Genomic DNA, 17,891 nt, shown 5'->3' on the forward strand with positions numbered 1-17,891 from the left:
TATGGAATACACATTAAGAGACATAGCTTCGGTAATCAGAAGCAAAAACTCCGGCCCGTACGAATTGACATTCGATGTGATCTTCAAAGACTTCGAGACTTACAACAAAGTAAAGGCGGCTAATGCTATCAATGAACCGGACTTTGCGGCATTGTACAATATTCCGGAGTCGGACATCATCAAGCTCGTTTATTTTGACCCGGCGAAGGCTGTAAAAATAACGATCGTACGTCCTATCCCTTCGGGGGCTTTGGGCGAAACAGATGTATATGGTGCTCAACAACATTCTCCTTTACTGGGGTATAAAATCAAGCTATAAAAATGTACAACCGGATACAAGAATATTCAGTTTTCTCGCAGTACTTCGCCCCGCACGGACGGGAACGGTTGTTGTTTCTGGGAGAGCAGATCGCCCAACGCCACCTTACCTATACCGACAGGCTGATAGGTATTGTAGGAGACGCCGGTTCGGGTAAGTCATCCCTCATCCGGGGGATGTTTCCCGGGCTGGAGCTATCCAACGACGATGATATGCTCAATCCGCGCAAGATCATGCAGGTGCGCGATTTGTTCGAAGACGTGCAGCAGTCTACCACCTATCATATTGACATGAGGTTCCAGACTGCCTTTACCCAGATGTTCGAGATTGTCGACTTTGTAAAGAATGCGCTCGATCACAAGCGCCGCGTCATCGTAGAACATTTCAACCTGCTTTATCCCGCCCTGGGCATCAATGCCGATATTCTGGTGGGGATAGGCGAAGAGATTATCGTAACCCGCCCCAGCATCTTCGGACCTCAGCCGCAGAGCATTTACAACATTGTGTCCAGTTCCCTGCACTACCGCAAAGTAGCGCACTCCATTGAGGATATCACCATTATGATACTTACCTCCGAGTTCGGTGTAGACCGGAAGATTGTTTACCCCTCCGATATGAGGAACGGTTTCATACTGAAGTTTACTAAGGAAGTCGACCTGGATTTCGAATTACTTAACACACGCATAAAGGAAGAAATAGCCAAGGGGCTTGACATTTGTTATTGCGACGAAGACCACATCCTTATCGGCGAACGGAAAGTGGCATGTAACTTTCCACGTCTTCATGTGCTCAATACTTCGGAAGTAGAAGAGTTTACACTCATCAAGCGCTTTATCCCCGACCCGAAAACAAACACCTACTGTCTGGTAGGCGTATTGAGCAATAACGAGAACATAGCTATTGACAATCTGAATACCGTTCATTTCCTTCAAAGAAAAAAGATATGACCATCCGACAAGTTAGCACTGACAGCATAACCAAGCTGGTAGAGAAACTCTGCATTGAAGCCAATTGCCATCTGACTGATGACATATATAATTGCCTGAAAGCCTGTCACGCTACAGAAAAGTCTCCTTTAGGCAAAAACATACTGAATACGCTGATGGAAAATGCCCGGATAGCCCGTGACGAGACGGCACCTATCTGCCAGGATACGGGCATGACCGTGGTCTTCCTGACCATAGGCCAGGATGTACACATTACAGGTGGCTCGCTGGAAGATGCAATAAATGAAGGCATACGTCGGGGATATGAAAAGGGCTACTTGCGTAAATCTGTTGTGCGCGACCCATTGGACCGGGTGAATACGAAAGATAATACGCCGGGCATTATTCATTATGATATTGTACCGGGCGATCAACTTCACATCATCGTTGCTCCTAAAGGTTTCGGCAGTGAAAACATGAGTGGATTGAAAATGCTGAAACCCAGTCAGGGACTGCAAGGGGTAAAAGATTTTGTGATCCAAACCGTGCGCGAGGCGGGGGCAAATCCTTGTCCACCCATTATTGTGGGTGTAGGAATAGGCGGTACTATGGAAAAGAGTGCTTATCTGAGTAAGAAAGCATTGCTCCGCCCGGTAGGAGAAAAGAATCCGGACCCAGTGCTTGCCGATCTGGAAGCAGAACTTCTACAATCCGTTAATAACTTAAACATCGGTCCCGCCGGATTCGGTGGCACAACAACGGCATTGAGTGTGAATATCCTGACTTATGCCACGCATATTGCCGGATTACCTGTTTCTGTTAATATCGGGTGCCACGCCACTCGGCATGCCGAAGGTTATATCTAAACAAAGAACTGAACACAGAGACATGGAGGCACAGAGTTCTATGGTTAAACTCCTGCTACCAAATGCCACCTTCTTTTTTAAAACTCTGTGCCTCTGTGTTCTACAATAATATAAACGTATGGAAACAAAAACAATCATACATCTTCCTTTCACCGACGATGTAATTAAAAGTCTGAAAGCCGGCGATATGATTTATCTTTCAGGAGTGGTGTATACAGCAAGAGATGCTGCCCACAAACGCATGTGCGAATCGTTGGATGCGGGCCGGGCCATGCCTTTCGAGTTTGAAGGGGCCGCCATTTATTATGCTGGTCCCTGTCCCCCAAAACCGGGAAAACCGATTGGTTCCGTAGGCCCTACCACCAGCGGACGAATGGATTTGTATGCTCCCCACCTTATCGAACAGGGATTGAAAGTGATGATAGGTAAAGGATTCCGTAGTGCCGAGGTGATAGAGGCGATCACGAAACACACAGGTATATACCTCGCAGCCATTGGCGGGGCAGCCGCCCTGATGGGGAAATGTGTGGAGAGTGCCGAGATCATTGCCTACGAAGACCTGGGCACAGAAGCCGTCAGGCGACTGGTTGTAAAAGAACTGCCGGTTATCGTGGCCATTGATTGTAGAGGGAATAATATGTACGAGCGGTAAATAAGTATGAATGGTAATCCTAAAGCAAGTTCAAGCTAGTGGTTAGATATAGTTCAGGGGAGTACTTGATCTAACCTAAATAAGCAAGAGTCTAGTTTAAATGAGCAAGGATTTAACCTAAATAAGCGATTGAATCTAGCAATCTATGCCGCATGGCTCAGCTGGAACAGCATTAAAATCCAATGCTCTAACCTCTACATCATAATAAGTATGCCGCATGGCTCAACCGGAACGGTTGTTAATCTTGATAGCCCGTTGCTTTAGCATCGGGTAGGATAGCGTATCCTAGCAAAGTGCGTGCCGAAGGTATGCAATCTATTCCACTAACATCCAATCAAAAACGAACCGTTCTTCGAATGTTATCCCCATCTTATTGAGTATATCCATATACTCCTCTCTAAACGATCTTCTGTTATGATGTTCCTCCTGACTCATAATATACCTGCATACCTGATCTATATGCGAAGGAGAATAACTAAATGCGCCATATCCGCTTTGCCATTGAAAAGATTGACTTTTATCAAATCTTTCATGAATAAATCTAGATGATGAACCTTTTACTTCCCTAACCAACTCACTGATTTGCGTTGTCGGACGTATCCCTATTAATATATGTGTATGGTCGGGATTGCAATAAATAGCTAAGACTTTGCAATTGTGATTGGAAATTATTCCACATAGATATTTCTCGACTTCATCTTTCCACTCTTTCTTGATTAATGAAGACTGTTGTGCTTTGACTGCAAAGACTAATTGTACGTGTAATTGTGAATATGTTCCGGCCATAGGTCATAGATGATTGTTTTCGACAAATGTAGGTATTTTATACGGTTTGACCAATTCGGTAGATGGATGTGTTTCAGAAGTACAAGTGTCCTTTGAGTTAGTAATAGGTTATAATTTATGCCGTGGGGTTCAGCCGGAACAGTATTAAAATCCAGTGCTCTAACCTCTGCATCATAATAAGTATACCGCATGGCTCAACCGGAACGGTTGTTAATCTTGGTAGCCCGTTGCTTTAGCATCGGGTAGGATAACGTATCCTAGCAAAGTGCGTGCCGAAGGTACGCAATATTTGGCAATACATCGACTGTTATCAAGATAGCATACCTTCGGCATGCTTACCTACGGAACTTTATAACCCCGATGCTAAAGCAACGGGCTACCAAGATTAACAACCGTTCCGGTTGAGCCATGGATTACAATTCACCGTATATTAACTACTAATTTATATTATATCCAAACACCAATTGTAATATTAAGTTAGAATATTTACCTTTACCGACGTAACTTAACACCCTTTATTTATGATAAGAAAAACGCTTTATATCCTTACCGCAGGATTACTCGCCCTTTCCCCCTCTTGCACCAACAAGAAAGCGGCGCAACAAACCACAGAAACTATGGATAACGAATTGACAATGGTAGTCGGAACCTACACCTCCGGTAGCAGCAAAGGAATATACACCTTCCGCTTTGATCAGGAAACAGGAGAAGCGAAGGCGTTGAGTGACGTTGAAATCACCAATCCGTCCTACCTCACCATCTCCGGCGATAATCAATTCGTCTATGCGGTAAGCGAACATGGTGACGGCAACGAAGCGGTAACGGCTTTTCATTTCGACAAAGAGAAAGGTACGCTGCAAAAGTTGAACAGCGTGCCTGCTATGGGGGCAGATCCCTGTTATATCATTACCACCAACCAACATGTGGTTACCGCAAATTATAGCGGAGGAAGCATCTCGGTATTCCCCCTTGCCAAGGATGGTTCTTTGCTAGCGGCTTCGGATGTGATTCAGTTTAGTGGCTCGGGTGCTGATAAAGAGCGCCAGGAGAAGTCGCACTTACACTGCGTCCAGGTTTCTCCGGATGGAAAATATCTTTTTGCCGATGACCTGGGAACAGATCACATCTATACATTTCAGATTAACGCACAAGTCAACATTGAAAATGGAGAGAAGTTCCTGAACGCGGCTAATCCGCCTGCTTTTCCGGTTGCACCGGGTTCCGGTCCGCGGCACATTACGTTCTCACCGAACGGGAAACAGGCGTACCTGATCAATGAACTTTCGGGTGCGGTCATTGCATTTGATTACAAGGATGGTAAGTTGTCCGAAATCCAATCCATCCAAGCGGATACAGTAGGAGCAAAAGGCAGCGCAGATATACACGTCAGCCCCGATGGTAAGTTCCTGTATGCCAGTAATCGCCTGCAAGCAGATGGGCTGGCCATATTCAGCATTAACCAGACGAATGGTACACTAACCAAAGCTGGTTATCAACTTACCGGCATTCATCCGCGCAACTTCATTATCACACCCAACGGGAAATACCTGTTAGTAGCAAGCAGGGACAATAATGCAATCGAAGTGTATCAAAGAAATGCAGATAACGGATTGCTAACGTCTATTGGTAAAGATATCCCAGTAGATAAACCTGTTTGCTTGAAGTTTGCTTTGTAACTACCTTATGCACAATCATATACCGTTATTAAAGTTACAAGAAACCGTTAGGCTTCTTAAATGCTACTAGTAGAAAACTTAAATGATACTTTCTCGAGTTTTGGTAGATGTACATGTACCAAGACTTAAGAAGCTTTCATTTGAAGATTGAGAAAGTAGATCTTGAAGGATGAGAAAGTAGATTCCAAGAAAAGAGCTGGTAGGAAATAAGACTAATCAAAATAGATGACCGTCCCGCCATCAGACTCAGCATAGTCTCTTATAAGTTGCTGTATCATCTCAGCGGCTTGCGTTAGCCCTTCCTTACCACTGTAACCATTTACAACTGCCAGCAGATGAGTGGTATTTAAATCCATCTTCGTACGTTCCTCATCACTGGTTGGCGTGCCGATTCCGCCTACTGCATCCCGGTAAACAGGCAGACCTTCGATATTCAGCACCCCACGCCCAATGGCCTCAAAAGGTTCATCAGCCTTGCCGATGCCTAGTTCAAGATGTGTACCCCGGATTTTATCAGCATCGAAACCACCAATCGAATAGCCGGTACGCAAGGACACCAGATTGATCAAATCAACCAGATTGTCGATCTGATACAAAGGTATTCCACGCATTAACCGGCGGCGCAAAGCCTCGGCCGAAGGTCGGTAACGACCCGGATCTTTACCACATCGCTTATACGCCTGCCGGGTAGCGGCAATGGCAGGCTGTAGCTTAATATCATCCATCGTAGTAGTAGCGGTCAGCTCTTCGGTAAAGGCTCTGATCTCTTCCCACAACCCATCGTTATACGTGCAGTTCTTGACCTCGGCATACACAGCCACCCCGGCAAATGCGGGACAGGCTTCTTTTATTTCTGGTGATACGGTAATGGTAAACATAATTATTAGTTAGGAGTTAGAAGCTAGAAGTTAGGAGCTAGGTTTTATCACTAATTAGCTTATAGAATCTGCATAGGCAAAAGCAAAACCTAGCTACTAACTTCTAGCTTCTAGCTACTGATTCAACATAATCCCCGACAACATTCGCCCGGAGTTTATCCCCAGCCGGCGGGCTGAGAAGAACTCTTCATGCCGGATAAACGTACAGATATCCGCACATTCTATATACTCCTCATAAACCCCAAACGCACATAATTGTTCAGTAATAGCCGCGGTGAGGTCAATATGATACTTTTTCTTTTCCGGTTTCCATATCGAAATGGCAGACATATCAAAGCCCTTTTCTTCGAAAGCAGCATAAACCTCCTCTCCCACTTCAAAAGATTCGAGAGAGATGCAAGGCCCGATAATGACCGAAAGATCCCTTCCGGACGTTCCGAATTGTTCTTTCATCCTCTCCAAAGTCTTGGTGGTAATGCCGTCTACCGTACCCCGCCAACCGGAATGGACGGCGGCAACGACTTGATTCTTGCGGTCGTAAATCAATAAAGGCACACAGTCGGCAGTAGACACACAGATGCAGAAACCGGGCTTGGCAGTGATGAGCGCATCCACGCCATCCAGTTCCGCCTGTTGCTCTTCCATCGAAAGAGAAAGAAAAGCATTATCTATCAGCGCGATTTTCGTTCCATGTACTTGCCGGGGAATGACAAACTCCACAAATGATTGAGGCAACTCCCCACGCAAAAGCGCCTGATTGTACCGGACATCTGCTTCTTTACCTCCACAAAACGGAGAGCAGTTAAAGGCTTCGTACGTCCCTGTACCATAGCCGCCCATACGGGTGGTGGTAAAACCGGAAATGTTGGAATACATCTTAAAAAGCTTGTACTCCAACACTCTACCTCCTTCTTTTACTTTCATTCGTCTTCGTATTCGTAATCCAAATCGTCATCATCTTCATATTCGTAGATGATTTCGTCGTCCTCGCCCTGAGCTTTAAGCTCATCCTGCAAACGGCCAACATCTTTGGGGCGATGTACAATGGTCGATTCTATTTTATTGCTTTCTTTATTCAATTCCGCCCAGAGAATATCTTTCAGAGCCGTCACACCCAATCCGGTAACCGACGAGATGAACAAATGAGGAATACCCTCGGGCAGTGTGGGTTCAATCTCATCCATAAGTTCCTGGTCCAGCATATCGCTCTTGGTGATGGCCAGCACGCGCTGCTTGTCCAGCATCTCCGGGTTGAAGGTGCGCAACTCATTTAATAAGATGTCATATTCCTTGCGGATATCGTCGCTATCGGCAGGGACCATGAATAAGAGCAAAGAGTTCCGTTCGATATGGCGTAGAAAGCGTAATCCCAGTCCACGACCTTCGCTGGCACCTTCAATAATGCCCGGAATATCAGCCATCACGAAGGATCGTCCATCGCGATAGGACACAATGCCCAGGTTAGGTTCCAGCGTTGTAAACGGATAATCGGCAATCTTGGGCTTTGCAGCCGACACCACAGAAAGCAGTGTAGACTTTCCGGCATTCGGGAAGCCCACCAGCCCAACGTCGGCCAGAAGTTTTAGTTCCATAATAACCGTCAACTCTTGCATCGGTTCGCCCGGTTGAGCAAAACGGGGAGCCTGACGGGTAGCGGTACGGAAATGCCAGTTGCCCAGTCCGCCACGTCCGCCTTTCAGCAAGATGACTTCCTGTTCGTGCTCTGTTACATCGCAAAGGTACTCACCCGTTTCAGCGTTGTAGACAACGGTTCCGCAGGGTACTTCAATGATTCTATCCGCACCGTCTTTCCCGAAACTGCGACTGCTGCTACCGGATTCTCCGTTACCGGCAAAGACGTGGCGTTCGTATTTCAGGTGAAGCAGTGTCCAGTAGTTACGGTTACCACGCAATATTACATGGCCTCCTCTACCACCGTCGCCTCCGTCCGGTCCTCCCTTCGCCGTGAGATTGTCACGATGCATGTGTGTGGAACCCCTGCCACCCTTACCGGAACGACAGTATATTTTTACGTAATCAACAAAATTCGATTCAGCCATATTATTAGTAGTTAGAAGTCAGAAGTTAGGAGCTAGGTTTATTTATTTGTTGTATCAAAGACTGGCTATATGAATTTAACATTTTACCAATCTCCGAGGCTCTTTCATATAGCTCTTCTTTTTCTGACAATGAAATATATCCCAGATCTTTAGAAAGAATTATAAAGTTTTTCGTTTCCTCAAGTGAGCCTTGAGAAATATTATAGAATCGCAACTTCTTTTTATGCCCTAACCGAATATAACCTTCGGCAATATTAGCAGTAATAGAAACAGCAGCACGTCGTATCTGATTTGTTAATCCAAAGACCTCCTCCTTAGGAAATCCTTTTGTTATATGATAGATGGAAAGCACATATTGATGTGCTTTTTGCCAAACGATTAAGCCCTCAAACGTTTTAGACATGCCTTACTACTTACTACTAGCTTCTAGCTACTGATGAAATTGCCTCAACGATCTGCTCAGTTATTTCCTCAAGCTGTCCGTGACCCTCAATATGGAAATACTTATCTTCGTTTTTGTACCATTCGATCAGCGGACAAGTTTGTGTATTATACACCAACAAACGCTTCTTGATCGTTTCTTCATTATCATCGGCACGTCCCGAATCTTTTCCACGTTTAATCAAACGCTTCATCAGTTCCTCTTCCGGCACATTCAGGTCGAGCATAATAGACACCTCCTGACCTCTGGCAGCAAGCATCTTCTTCAACTCTTCTGCCTGTGCAATAGTACGTGGAAATCCGTCGAAGATTACCCCTTTGCTATCTTTAAAGCCATCCAATACACTAGCCAGAATATCTATCATCAATTCATCGGGAATCAACTGACCCTGATCAATAAATTCTTTTGCAGTCTTACCCAGTTCAGTGCCATTCTTAATCTCAGCACGCAAAACATCACCTGTTGAAATGTGATTCAGGCCGAACTTTTCGACCATACGTTCGCTTTGTGTTCCCTTTCCTGAACCGGGAGCACCAAAAATAACAATGTTAAGCATCTTTTTGTATTTAGTGAGTTAGTTTCTAGTCATTTACGATGGTATAGATATCCGGATAGTTTCTCCCGAAACCATCATAATCCAATCCATACCCTACAATAAAATCATTGGGGATATGCATCGCTGCATATTTTATATCCAGCTCTACTTCGAGCTTATCGGGTTTCACCAACAACGAAGCGATATGGATCTCACGAGGGCCACGGGTGCCCAATGTTTCCAACAAACGTTGCATGGTAAATCCGGTATCTACGATATCTTCTACGATAACTACAGTCCGGTCGGTTATATCTTCATTTATCCCGATTACTTCCTTAATGGTTCCCGTCGAAGCCACTCCCTGATAAGAAGCCAGCTTCACGAAAGAAACCTCGCAGGGTATTGTTATGTGCTTCATCAGATCGGCCGTGAACATGAACGCACCGTTCAGTACACTCAGGAAGAGTGGGTTTTTACCTGCCAGATCACGATTGATTTCACCAGCCACACGCATCACTTCCTTTTGAATATCGTCATGCTTAATAGAAACAGCAAATGACTTATCTTTAATCTTGATTGTATCCATAACTGATTATTTTTGCATAAAATTAGGGCAAAAGTACGATTTTTATTCTACTCCATGCATCATCTTTTGCAATTTCTTTGAAAGAAGAAACAGAATCAAAGCCGCGATTCCCGACATGACAACGAAGATCATAAAGAAGTCGGACATGGTTTCGATCTGGAAGCCAAAGATGGATTTCGCCTTGCCGTCTTCAGGATAAAGTCCGCTCAGCATACCGGCAAATTTGTTTGCCGTAGCCATTGACAAATACCAGATGCCCATCATCAACGAAGCAAAACGAATGGGAGTCAACCGGTTCACCATCGACAGTCCGATAGGAGATACGGCCATCTCACCCATCGTATGGATAAAGTAAAGCCCAACCAGCCAAAGCATATTCATCTTGACACCGGGTTCCACATCCTTCACGCCCATGCAAATAACCAAATAACCGAATGAGAGCAACAGTAAACCAATAGCTTGCTTGGTTGGCGAGGCCGGTTCCATTTTCCGTTTGTTCAAGAAGTCCCAGATGGCAGGCATGATAAACGCCAAAAGCACTACAAACAGCGGGTTAAAGGATTGAAACCAGGAAGAAGGCATCTCCCAACCGAACAGGCTCCGGTCGGTCTGCTCGTTGGCAAACAAGGTTAATGACATACCTGCCTGTTCGAATGCTGACCAAAAGAAGATCACAAAGAAGGCAATGATGTAAATCACAATAATACGATCGCGTTCTATCTTAGTCAATGAACCATCGAGCAGGATCATAGCCGGGAAAATAATACAAGCCGTATATATACCAACTCCGATCCAATCGCCCTCAAACAAGTAATAGAATAAAGCAACAAGTCCGATTGCTAACAGTGCCAGAATAAAGGCGTTGCGCATCTTCTTTTGCTTAGACATCACCGGACGTTCTTCTTGTTTATCTGTTTGGGCATCTGTTTTCCTGGTAGGTACAAGTCCCAAAGGTTCACCGGTAGGAGAAACGATATATTTATTCTTCTGGGTTTCAAAGATTAACAGTGTAAGTAGAATGACAACGGCTGCTACAAGGAATCCCCACCTGAAGTCCTCGGGGTTGCCCGTCTCACCAAAATACCCGCATACGATCGGAGCAAGGAATGCACCTACATTAACTCCCATATAGAATATGGTGTATGCCGTATCAATGCGCCTGTCGCCGGGTGCATAAAGTTGCCCTACCAAAGATGAAACAGAGGGTTTAAAACAACCGTTGCCCATAATAAGGAAAGTCAAACCCGCATACATCAATCCATGCGATAGGGTTACCTGGTCCAGCATCGAAGCACTAAGGAACATCAGGAATTGCCCGATACCCATCATCACGGCTCCCCAGAAGATTGAACGCCGGATACCCCACCACTTATCGGCAATATAACCTCCGATCAGGGGAGTCAGGTAAACCAGCCCCGTATAACTGCCATAAATAGAGGAAGCCGTTTCCCTGTCAAACAGCAAAGCCTGGGTGAGGAAAAGGATGAAAATGGCACGCATGCCATAATAACTAAACCGTTCGGATGTACTCGTTACAAAAACCAGATAAAGCCCCTTGGGGTGCCCTTTCAATGTGCTCATTATGTATTAAGGTGCTAATAAGTTATTAAAATGTTTTCTTTTTGTTCTAACCGCAGAGTTACGCAGAGTTGCGCCAAGCATTAATTTAGCCATTAAAACTCTGCGTTAATCTGCGTAACTTTGCGGTTAAATCTTTAGAATTCAATAAGCAAATCTTTAGAATTACCCACAAAGGTACAAAACACGAAGAAATTATTCTATATAAATATGAAGAACATCTAATCCCGGTAAACCGGAAGCGCAGAAATAGTGTTATATTTGTATGCCGAAAAAAGAATACTGTTTATGAAGATATTTCCAAGTGACCAGATCAAAGAACTGGATGCTTATACCATAGAGAATGAGCCTATAGCTTCCATTGACCTGATGGAACGTGCAGCCAAAGCGATAACCCAGGCTATTATCCGCCAATGGAACAGCACGACACCCGTCACCCTGTTTGCGGGGCCGGGGAATAATGGTGGCGATGCACTGGCGGTTGCCCGCCTTTTAGCAGAAAAGGGATACAAAGTCGAAGTCTTTTTATTCAACACCAAAGGCGAATTATCACCCGACTGCCAGGCAAATAAAGAGCTTCTGGAAACCATGGACGAGGTGAACTTTACGGAAGTAAATACACAGTTCACTCCACCTCATCTTACTGCCGACCATGTGGTTGTAGATGGCCTTTTTGGTTCGGGACTGAACAAACCGCTTGCCGGGGGATTTGCTGCCGTAGTAAAATACATCAATGCCTCACCGGCAACTGTCGTATCTATCGACATTCCTTCGGGATTAATGGGAGAAGATAACTCATCGAATATCCCGAACCATATCGTCCGTGCCGATTATACCTTCAGCCTGCAACTTCCGAAACTTTCTTTCCTGTTTGCAGAGAACGCCGAGTACGTTGGTCACTGGAAGCTATTGGACATCGGAATTAGCCCTGAAGTAATCGAAGAAACCGAGGCTGATTATTTCCTGACCGAGGAGAGAGACATACGTCCACTCATTAAACAACGAAAAGAGTTCTCTCACAAAGGGAGTTTCGGCCATGCGTTGTTGATTGCGGGTTCGTATGGTATGGCGGGAGCATCTGTACTGGCTGCCCGTGCCTGTATGCGTTCGGGGGTAGGTCTACTGACTGTACACGCCCCCGCCCGGAACAACAACATATTGCAGATTGCCGTTCCTGAAGTTATGGTGGAAGCGGATATTCATGAGAATTGCTTTGCATATCCTACAGATACAAACGATTATAATGCGGTAGGAATCGGTCCGGGACTGGGTAAGGCGCAGGAAACCGAAGCTGCGTTAATTGACCAGCTACAGACGAACCGATGTCCGGTAATACTTGATGCCGATGCGCTCAATCTGCTGGCCAGGAACCGTCACGTACTAACTGCATTACCCAAGAACTCCATACTCACCCCTCATCCGAAGGAGTTGGACAGGTTGACCGGGAAAAGTCAAAGTTCTTACGAACGGTTGGCCAAAGCTTGTGCGCTGGCTCAACTTTCCAATACATATATTGTATTGAAAGGCCACTACTCTACTATCGTTACTCCCGAGGGCAAATGTTATTTCAACCCCACGGGCAATGTGGGTATGGCTACTGCCGGAAGCGGAGATGTACTGACAGGTATTATACTGGCATTATTAGCACAGGGATATACAGGCGAAGATGCCGCCAAAATCGGAGTTTATGTACATGGTATGGCAGGAGATCTTGCCCGCCAGAAGTATGGAACGATAGGTCTTAATGCTAGTGATATTATCGAGTTTTTACCTACTGCATGGGGGGCATATCAGTAGCTAGAAGTAAGAAGTAAGTAGTAAGGTTTTTTCCAACCATGCGGTATTATATCATTGGGCTTACTTCTAACTTCTTGCTTTTGGCTTCTTGCATTATTCAATATCTTCACTAACTTTGTGAGTTATAATATGTAGAAACGGATTGGAAATGAGGGGATTTTAACCGCAGAGTTTCGCAGATTAACGCAGAGTTTTAAGTTTTCCCTGCGGCATCGTAACTTAAACTCTGCGTTAATCTGCGTAACTCTGCGGTTAAAAATTAATTCATAACCAACATCAGTTAAATAAGGGATTTACCCAATCCCTGTTGAACTAAATAAATTAATTCATTAGAATTTAGAAACGATCAAAACCAATAGAATATGAGGAAATTAATTGTATTACTGGTAAGCATACTATTTACAACCGCTACTTACGCACAGACAGAAATTATACAAGGCGTTACCCGCGGAAAAGACTTCGGAGTAGTATATACCCTTCCTAAAACAGAAATAAAAGTCGATATAAAGGTAACCAAGGTTACTTACCTGCCCGGAGAGTTCAGCCGCTATGCCGACCGTTATCTTCGCTTGTCGGATGTATCGGGAGAAGAGGAACAATATTGGGAACTAAATGGCATCACTGCTTCTTCCGTAGGTGTTCCCGATAATGAGAACACATACTTTGTGAAGATGAAGGACAAAACGGTTGCTCCACTTATGGAACTAACGGAAGAGGGGCTTATAAAATCAATCAATGTTCCTATTAGTAGTAAACCGGCAACTAAGAAAGAACAGGTAACTCCGGCTAAAAAAAGACTTGATCCAAAAGACTTCCTGACAGAAGAAATACTCATGGCTAACTCTACAGCTAAAATGGCTGAACTGACTGCCAAAGAGATATATAATATCCGCGAAAGCCGTAACGCACTGGTACGCGGTCAGGCAGATAACATGCCGAAAGATGGTGAACAACTCAAACTAATGCTCAGCAGTCTGGATGAGCAGGAAAGCGCTATGCTTGAACTGTTCACTGGAATAAAGAACAAAGAAGAAAAGGTTTTCACCATTACGTTAGTTCCTAACAGAGAATGGGATAATGAAGTAATCCTGCGCTTTTCCCGCAAATTAGGCGTTCTTGGAGCGAATGACCTTGCCGGCGAACCGGTTTATCTTACTCTGAAAAACCTACGTACTGTAACTATTCCGGAAGAAACCAAAAAGAAAGATGTATCGGGAATTGCTTATAACGTGCCAGGCAGAGCCAGCGTATTGATTCTTAAAGACAAGAACAAAATGTTTGAAGGAGAACTGCCTGTTACACAATTCGGTATAGTCGAATATCTGGCACCTGCATTGTTTAATAAGAATTCAACAATCAAAGTTACATTTAATCCCGAAACGGGTGCATTAGTTAAGGTGGATAGGGAGTAAGTTCTGCTACCAAGTGCTATACAAGTGCTAGCAAAAAGAACGAGAAGTATCATCCTTGGATAGGCCATGGGCAAGGACTTTCAGAGAAATGAGTGCTACTTTCTGCATGTTTTAGAAAAAGATATAGTAGGATCACCAAACTCTTATAGAACTCGGGCTGAGTTCTATAAGAGTTGGTTCTGAGTTCCTATAGAATTGACTCCGAGTTCTTATGGAATCCAGAAGCAATTCTTATTGAATCCGGAAGCTGTTCTTATTCAATTGCAGATAACATCACTTCCTTAGTATGATAACAACACCAGGGTGGTATGGTAGCGCTCCTTGGGGGGTATGATAGAAACGTTACGGTAATATAGTAGGAATACTATATCTAATAAACCCGTCCTTCCGAAGCTGAGTAATATAAATCGTCACACGCTGTTCATAGTTTTCTTCGTTTCCGAAGTAATCAGACAGAAGTTGTATAATCTCCCTGACGGTACGCTTACCATCTATCAGATTCCAAACTGCCGACCCGTGTTCTTCCAGCCTGACCCGAATATAAGGCGACATATTCTTAGGCAAGAAGTATTTGCGTATCCATGCGCGTTTAAAGCGAGGGAAAGCTATCACCGATAGCTCTCCCTCATTTTCTGTCAGGATGTGTTCAGCCCTGGAAGGGATTACATCCAGAAGGTTTATTTTTGTATTCTTCAACCTTTATTTCTTTTTAATATTAGGTGCTTCCAACCCGTAGTTGTGTATTTTATCTTCTGCCTTTAACCAGATTCCCAGCAAGAAAGCAAGTATGCCCAGACTGGCAAAAACAAGCATTGGCGCTGTATAATCGTACTGGCCTGCACTTGCATCAGGATTAGCCCATGTCAACACCTTACCGATAATAACAGGAAACGCCCAAAGCCCGATGTTCTGAATCCAGAAAATAACGGAATAAGCCGAACCCAAATACCTCTCTTCTACCAACTTAGGCACCGATGGCCATAAAGCGGCAGGTACAAGAGAGAAAGATATCCCTAACAAAATGATAGCGCCATAGGCTATTATCGTGCTGTTTGAATCACCAGGTTGCAATGGGTATAACGCAAATACAGTATGGCAAACAAACATTAGTATAGCACCCAGTATCAACATCGTAGCCCCCTTGCCTTTTCTGTCAAGAAACCACCCCAACAAAGGTGTTAATACCATCGCTCCGATCGGAAACCAGGAGAATAAAGCAGAAGCGTCATCGGTAGCCATACCCAAACGACTTTCTAACATACTGGTTGCAAACTTCTGGAATGGGAATATAGCAGAGTAGTAAAGGACGCACAGGAAAGCTACAATCAGGAATACCTTGCTGGTAAACAATATACCAAGATCGCTGATCTTAAACTGATCTTCCGGCTCCATTTCGGCATCGGCACCCAACTGTTTATCCAACTTTTTATCCATCAATGAATAAACGATAAACGTAAGCAAACCAATGCAGAGTAATCCACAGCAAATAGCTACAGGGCGAACAACATCAGGACTTCCCCATGACGCCATAATAGGCGACAAACGGAAAACAGCAAATACACCCAAACGAGCTATGGCCATCTCCAACCCCATCGCTAAAGCAAGTTCCTTACCATTAAACCACTTCACGATTGCTTTGGAAACCGTGATCCCCGCCATTTCAACTCCGCAACCGAAAATAGCAAATCCGGCACAAGCCAGTTTCGCTGTAGCCGGGAAAGAGGTCCAGAATGAATTCAGGAAATCATAAAGAACATTACCTTCTGCAAAGTATGGACTGATAGCATATAGTTTAATACTGGCACCAACCAACATAACAACTCCCGAAAGGATGGCTGTAAAGCGAATGCCTAGTTTATCGAGAATAATACCGGCAAAAATCAGGAAGAAAACAAAAACATTCAGGAAGTACTCGGAACCGGCAAATGTGCCATACACACTGGCCGACCAGCCCATTTGTTCTTGCACCAATGTTTGTATGGGCGATAATACATCTACAAACATATAAGCAAAGAACATGGTCGATGCTATTAATATCAGGGCAGTCCACCGAAGTACCGCCGAGTCTCTCATAGTTTGATGAAGTTGCTTCATTTCTATACGATTTAGTTATTTCATTAATTTCTAACCTCCAAAAGTAATTAATATAACATAAGCAGGCAAAAAAATAAAGGTCATAAATTCCTGTTATCAAGAATCTATGACCTTTCTTATATTTTTCTTATTCTAATTAGTTTCCTGTAGAATCTGTAGATGCCTCGGGAGTTGCAGTTTCGGTTGGAGTAGCAAATCCGGGAAGGTTCATTGGATTTGTTTGCTCTTCTTGTTGAGCCTGTTCCATGATGATATTTCCATCTCTACCGGTAGAAGTAGGAAGTACATAAGCAGTAGCGATACTCAACACCACGATGAATGCTGCTAATCCCCAGGTTGCTTTTTCCAGGAAATCTGTAGTTTTACGCACACCCATGATTTGATTGGATGAAGAAAAGCCTGAAGCTAAGCCACCACCCTTTGAGTTTTGTATCAAAACGATGAAGCACATCAATAAGGCTGCGATCACAATTAGAATAATTAATAATAGGTACATTTTAATTCTTATGATTTAGTGTTAATAATCAATTTCTCCAAAAAACGGATTTGGTCTGCAAAGTAAACGTTTTTTTTTGGATATTTCAAGCTTAGCTTTTTAATTATTTCAAGAGCCTTGGAATATCTTCGCTGTTTTATGTAAATTTTGGCTAAAGTTTCCGTAAAATAAGTATCTTCTTCATCTTCTTCGGCATAAACAAAAGAAGGGCCTTCGATCTTTTCCTCTTCCTCCTCATCAAGTGGTTTCAACTTCATCGACATCCCACTCTCCGCTTTCGCAATAAACCCATCAATCAACTCCTGCCCTCTCAGCCCCGGCAGCGAGGCACTACACCCAGGTTGCGGCAAGCCGCTATCTACCAAATAAGGGGTATAGTCAATGGCATAATCTAATTGATCTACACTCGAATCATGGTCGGGTATGGTAGAAAGAAATGAATCTATCAGTGATAATGTACGGTCAAGACCAGGCTCTTCGGTCAGTTCTTCCTGTACAACAGGTTTCTCTTGCACCAAAGTAACTGCCGGTTGATGATGTTTAGGCAATTTATACTTATCGCCTTCGATCAGGTAAAACAGAACCCGGCGATCTGCAATATAAAATGCAGACTTTCGCAGTTCGCTACCAAAAGTAATATCATGCAGCAGATAAAGATTCTTCAGAAACAACAGCCTCAACGACTGGCTATAAGGATACCGCGCCAATAATGTACGAAGCTCATACAAAGTTTCTTTATTCAGTTCCTCCGGATGAGCAATCCAACGTTGCAGACTCAATGCATTCAT

Annotated in this window: 19 protein-coding genes; 7 read left to right on the forward strand and 12 right to left on the reverse strand. The window is 44.1% G+C overall.

What is annotated here, in order from left to right:
* The first annotated feature begins 1 nt into the window (after position 1).
* The 4 genes from D0T87_RS03765 (at position 2) to D0T87_RS03780 (ending at position 2,763) form a co-directional block, all read left to right on the forward strand.
* Positions 2–319 (forward strand): DUF4387 domain-containing protein, encoded by a 318-nt coding sequence (locus D0T87_RS03765; protein WP_163172939.1) that lies wholly within the window; start codon positions 2–4, stop codon positions 317–319.
* 2 nt (positions 320–321) lie between these two features.
* The gene (locus D0T87_RS03770) at positions 322–1,266 is read left to right on the forward strand and encodes an alanine-tRNA synthetase second additional domain-containing protein (RefSeq protein ID WP_163172940.1); all 945 of its coding nucleotides are present in this window, start codon (positions 322–324) and stop codon (positions 1,264–1,266) included.
* Entirely contained in the window at positions 1,263–2,111 is an 849-nt protein-coding gene (locus D0T87_RS03775) for a fumarate hydratase (protein ID WP_203558602.1), read from the forward strand. Before D0T87_RS03770 ends, D0T87_RS03775 begins: the two co-directional genes overlap by 4 nt.
* 118 nt (positions 2,112–2,229) lie before the next feature.
* Positions 2,230–2,763, forward strand: a complete 534-nt coding sequence (locus D0T87_RS03780; protein ID WP_163172941.1) for a Fe-S-containing hydro-lyase — start codon at positions 2,230–2,232, stop codon at positions 2,761–2,763.
* 315 nt (positions 2,764–3,078) lie between these two features.
* On the opposite strand, the gene tnpA is transcribed toward D0T87_RS03780, so the two are convergent.
* Positions 3,079–3,549 carry an IS200/IS605 family transposase gene (gene tnpA, locus D0T87_RS25035; RefSeq protein WP_163172942.1) on the reverse strand — a complete coding sequence of 157 codons (471 nt, stop codon included), beginning with the start codon at positions 3,547–3,549 and terminating at the stop codon, positions 3,079–3,081.
* Positions 3,550–4,070: 521 nt separating this feature from the next.
* On the opposite strand from tnpA, the gene D0T87_RS03790 reads away from it, so the two are divergent.
* The gene (locus D0T87_RS03790; RefSeq protein ID WP_163172943.1) at positions 4,071–5,225 is read left to right on the forward strand and encodes a lactonase family protein; all 1,155 of its coding nucleotides are present in this window, start codon (positions 4,071–4,073) and stop codon (positions 5,223–5,225) included.
* Between the two features lie 212 nt (positions 5,226–5,437).
* On the opposite strand, the gene D0T87_RS03795 is transcribed toward D0T87_RS03790, so the two are convergent.
* The 7 genes from D0T87_RS03795 to D0T87_RS03825 form a co-directional block, all read right to left on the reverse strand.
* On the reverse strand, positions 5,438–6,103 hold the full coding sequence (locus D0T87_RS03795) for a B3/4 domain-containing protein (protein WP_163172944.1): 666 nt from the start codon (positions 6,101–6,103) through the stop codon (positions 5,438–5,440).
* A gap of 114 nt (positions 6,104–6,217) precedes the next feature.
* The gene (pgeF, locus tag D0T87_RS03800; protein ID WP_163172945.1) at positions 6,218–7,027 is read right to left on the reverse strand and encodes a peptidoglycan editing factor PgeF; all 810 of its coding nucleotides are present in this window, start codon (positions 7,025–7,027) and stop codon (positions 6,218–6,220) included.
* Positions 7,024–8,163, reverse strand: a complete 1,140-nt coding sequence (gene obgE / locus D0T87_RS03805) for a GTPase ObgE (protein ID WP_163172946.1) — start codon at positions 8,161–8,163, stop codon at positions 7,024–7,026. Before obgE ends, pgeF begins: the two co-directional genes overlap by 4 nt.
* 25 nt (positions 8,164–8,188) lie before the next feature.
* Positions 8,189–8,566 (reverse strand): four helix bundle protein, encoded by a 378-nt coding sequence (locus D0T87_RS03810; RefSeq protein WP_163172947.1) that lies wholly within the window; start codon positions 8,564–8,566, stop codon positions 8,189–8,191.
* A 16-nt stretch (positions 8,567–8,582) separates the two neighbouring features.
* Positions 8,583–9,161 (reverse strand): adenylate kinase, encoded by a 579-nt coding sequence (locus D0T87_RS03815; protein ID WP_163172948.1) that lies wholly within the window; start codon positions 9,159–9,161, stop codon positions 8,583–8,585.
* 25 nt (positions 9,162–9,186) lie between these two features.
* The gene (hpt, locus tag D0T87_RS03820) at positions 9,187–9,726 is read right to left on the reverse strand and encodes a hypoxanthine phosphoribosyltransferase (protein WP_163172949.1); all 540 of its coding nucleotides are present in this window, start codon (positions 9,724–9,726) and stop codon (positions 9,187–9,189) included.
* A 42-nt stretch (positions 9,727–9,768) separates the two neighbouring features.
* Positions 9,769–11,307 (reverse strand): peptide MFS transporter, encoded by a 1,539-nt coding sequence (locus D0T87_RS03825; protein ID WP_163172950.1) that lies wholly within the window; start codon positions 11,305–11,307, stop codon positions 9,769–9,771.
* Between the two features lie 285 nt (positions 11,308–11,592).
* Here D0T87_RS03825 and D0T87_RS03830 point away from each other — a divergent pair, with 285 nt between their 5' ends.
* Together D0T87_RS03830 and D0T87_RS03835 are read left to right on the forward strand one after the other, a co-directional pair.
* Positions 11,593–13,101 (forward strand): NAD(P)H-hydrate dehydratase, encoded by a 1,509-nt coding sequence (locus tag D0T87_RS03830; RefSeq protein ID WP_163172951.1) that lies wholly within the window; start codon positions 11,593–11,595, stop codon positions 13,099–13,101.
* Between the two features lie 362 nt (positions 13,102–13,463).
* Positions 13,464–14,513, forward strand: a complete 1,050-nt coding sequence (locus D0T87_RS03835; protein WP_163172952.1) for a DUF4831 family protein — start codon at positions 13,464–13,466, stop codon at positions 14,511–14,513.
* Between the two features lie 342 nt (positions 14,514–14,855).
* Here D0T87_RS03835 and D0T87_RS03840 read toward each other — a convergent pair whose 3' ends face one another.
* The 4 genes from D0T87_RS03840 to D0T87_RS03855 all read right to left on the reverse strand — a co-directional run bounded on the left by D0T87_RS03840 (position 14,856) and on the right by D0T87_RS03855 (position 17,891).
* Positions 14,856–15,209, reverse strand: a complete 354-nt coding sequence (locus D0T87_RS03840) for a PqqD family protein (protein WP_163172953.1) — start codon at positions 15,207–15,209, stop codon at positions 14,856–14,858.
* Between the two features lie 3 nt (positions 15,210–15,212).
* Positions 15,213–16,607, reverse strand: coding sequence for an MFS transporter (locus D0T87_RS03845; protein WP_203558603.1), 1,395 nt, complete (start codon positions 16,605–16,607; stop codon positions 15,213–15,215).
* A gap of 136 nt (positions 16,608–16,743) precedes the next feature.
* Positions 16,744–17,103, reverse strand: coding sequence for a preprotein translocase subunit SecG (gene secG / locus D0T87_RS03850; RefSeq protein ID WP_163172954.1), 360 nt, complete (start codon positions 17,101–17,103; stop codon positions 16,744–16,746).
* Between the two features lie 8 nt (positions 17,104–17,111).
* Positions 17,112–17,891 carry a tetratricopeptide repeat protein gene (locus D0T87_RS03855; protein ID WP_163172955.1) on the reverse strand — a complete coding sequence of 260 codons (780 nt, stop codon included), beginning with the start codon at positions 17,889–17,891 and terminating at the stop codon, positions 17,112–17,114.

Source organism: Bacteroides sp. 51, from assembly GCF_010500965.1.
GTDB lineage: Bacteria > Bacteroidota > Bacteroidia > Bacteroidales > Bacteroidaceae > Bacteroides.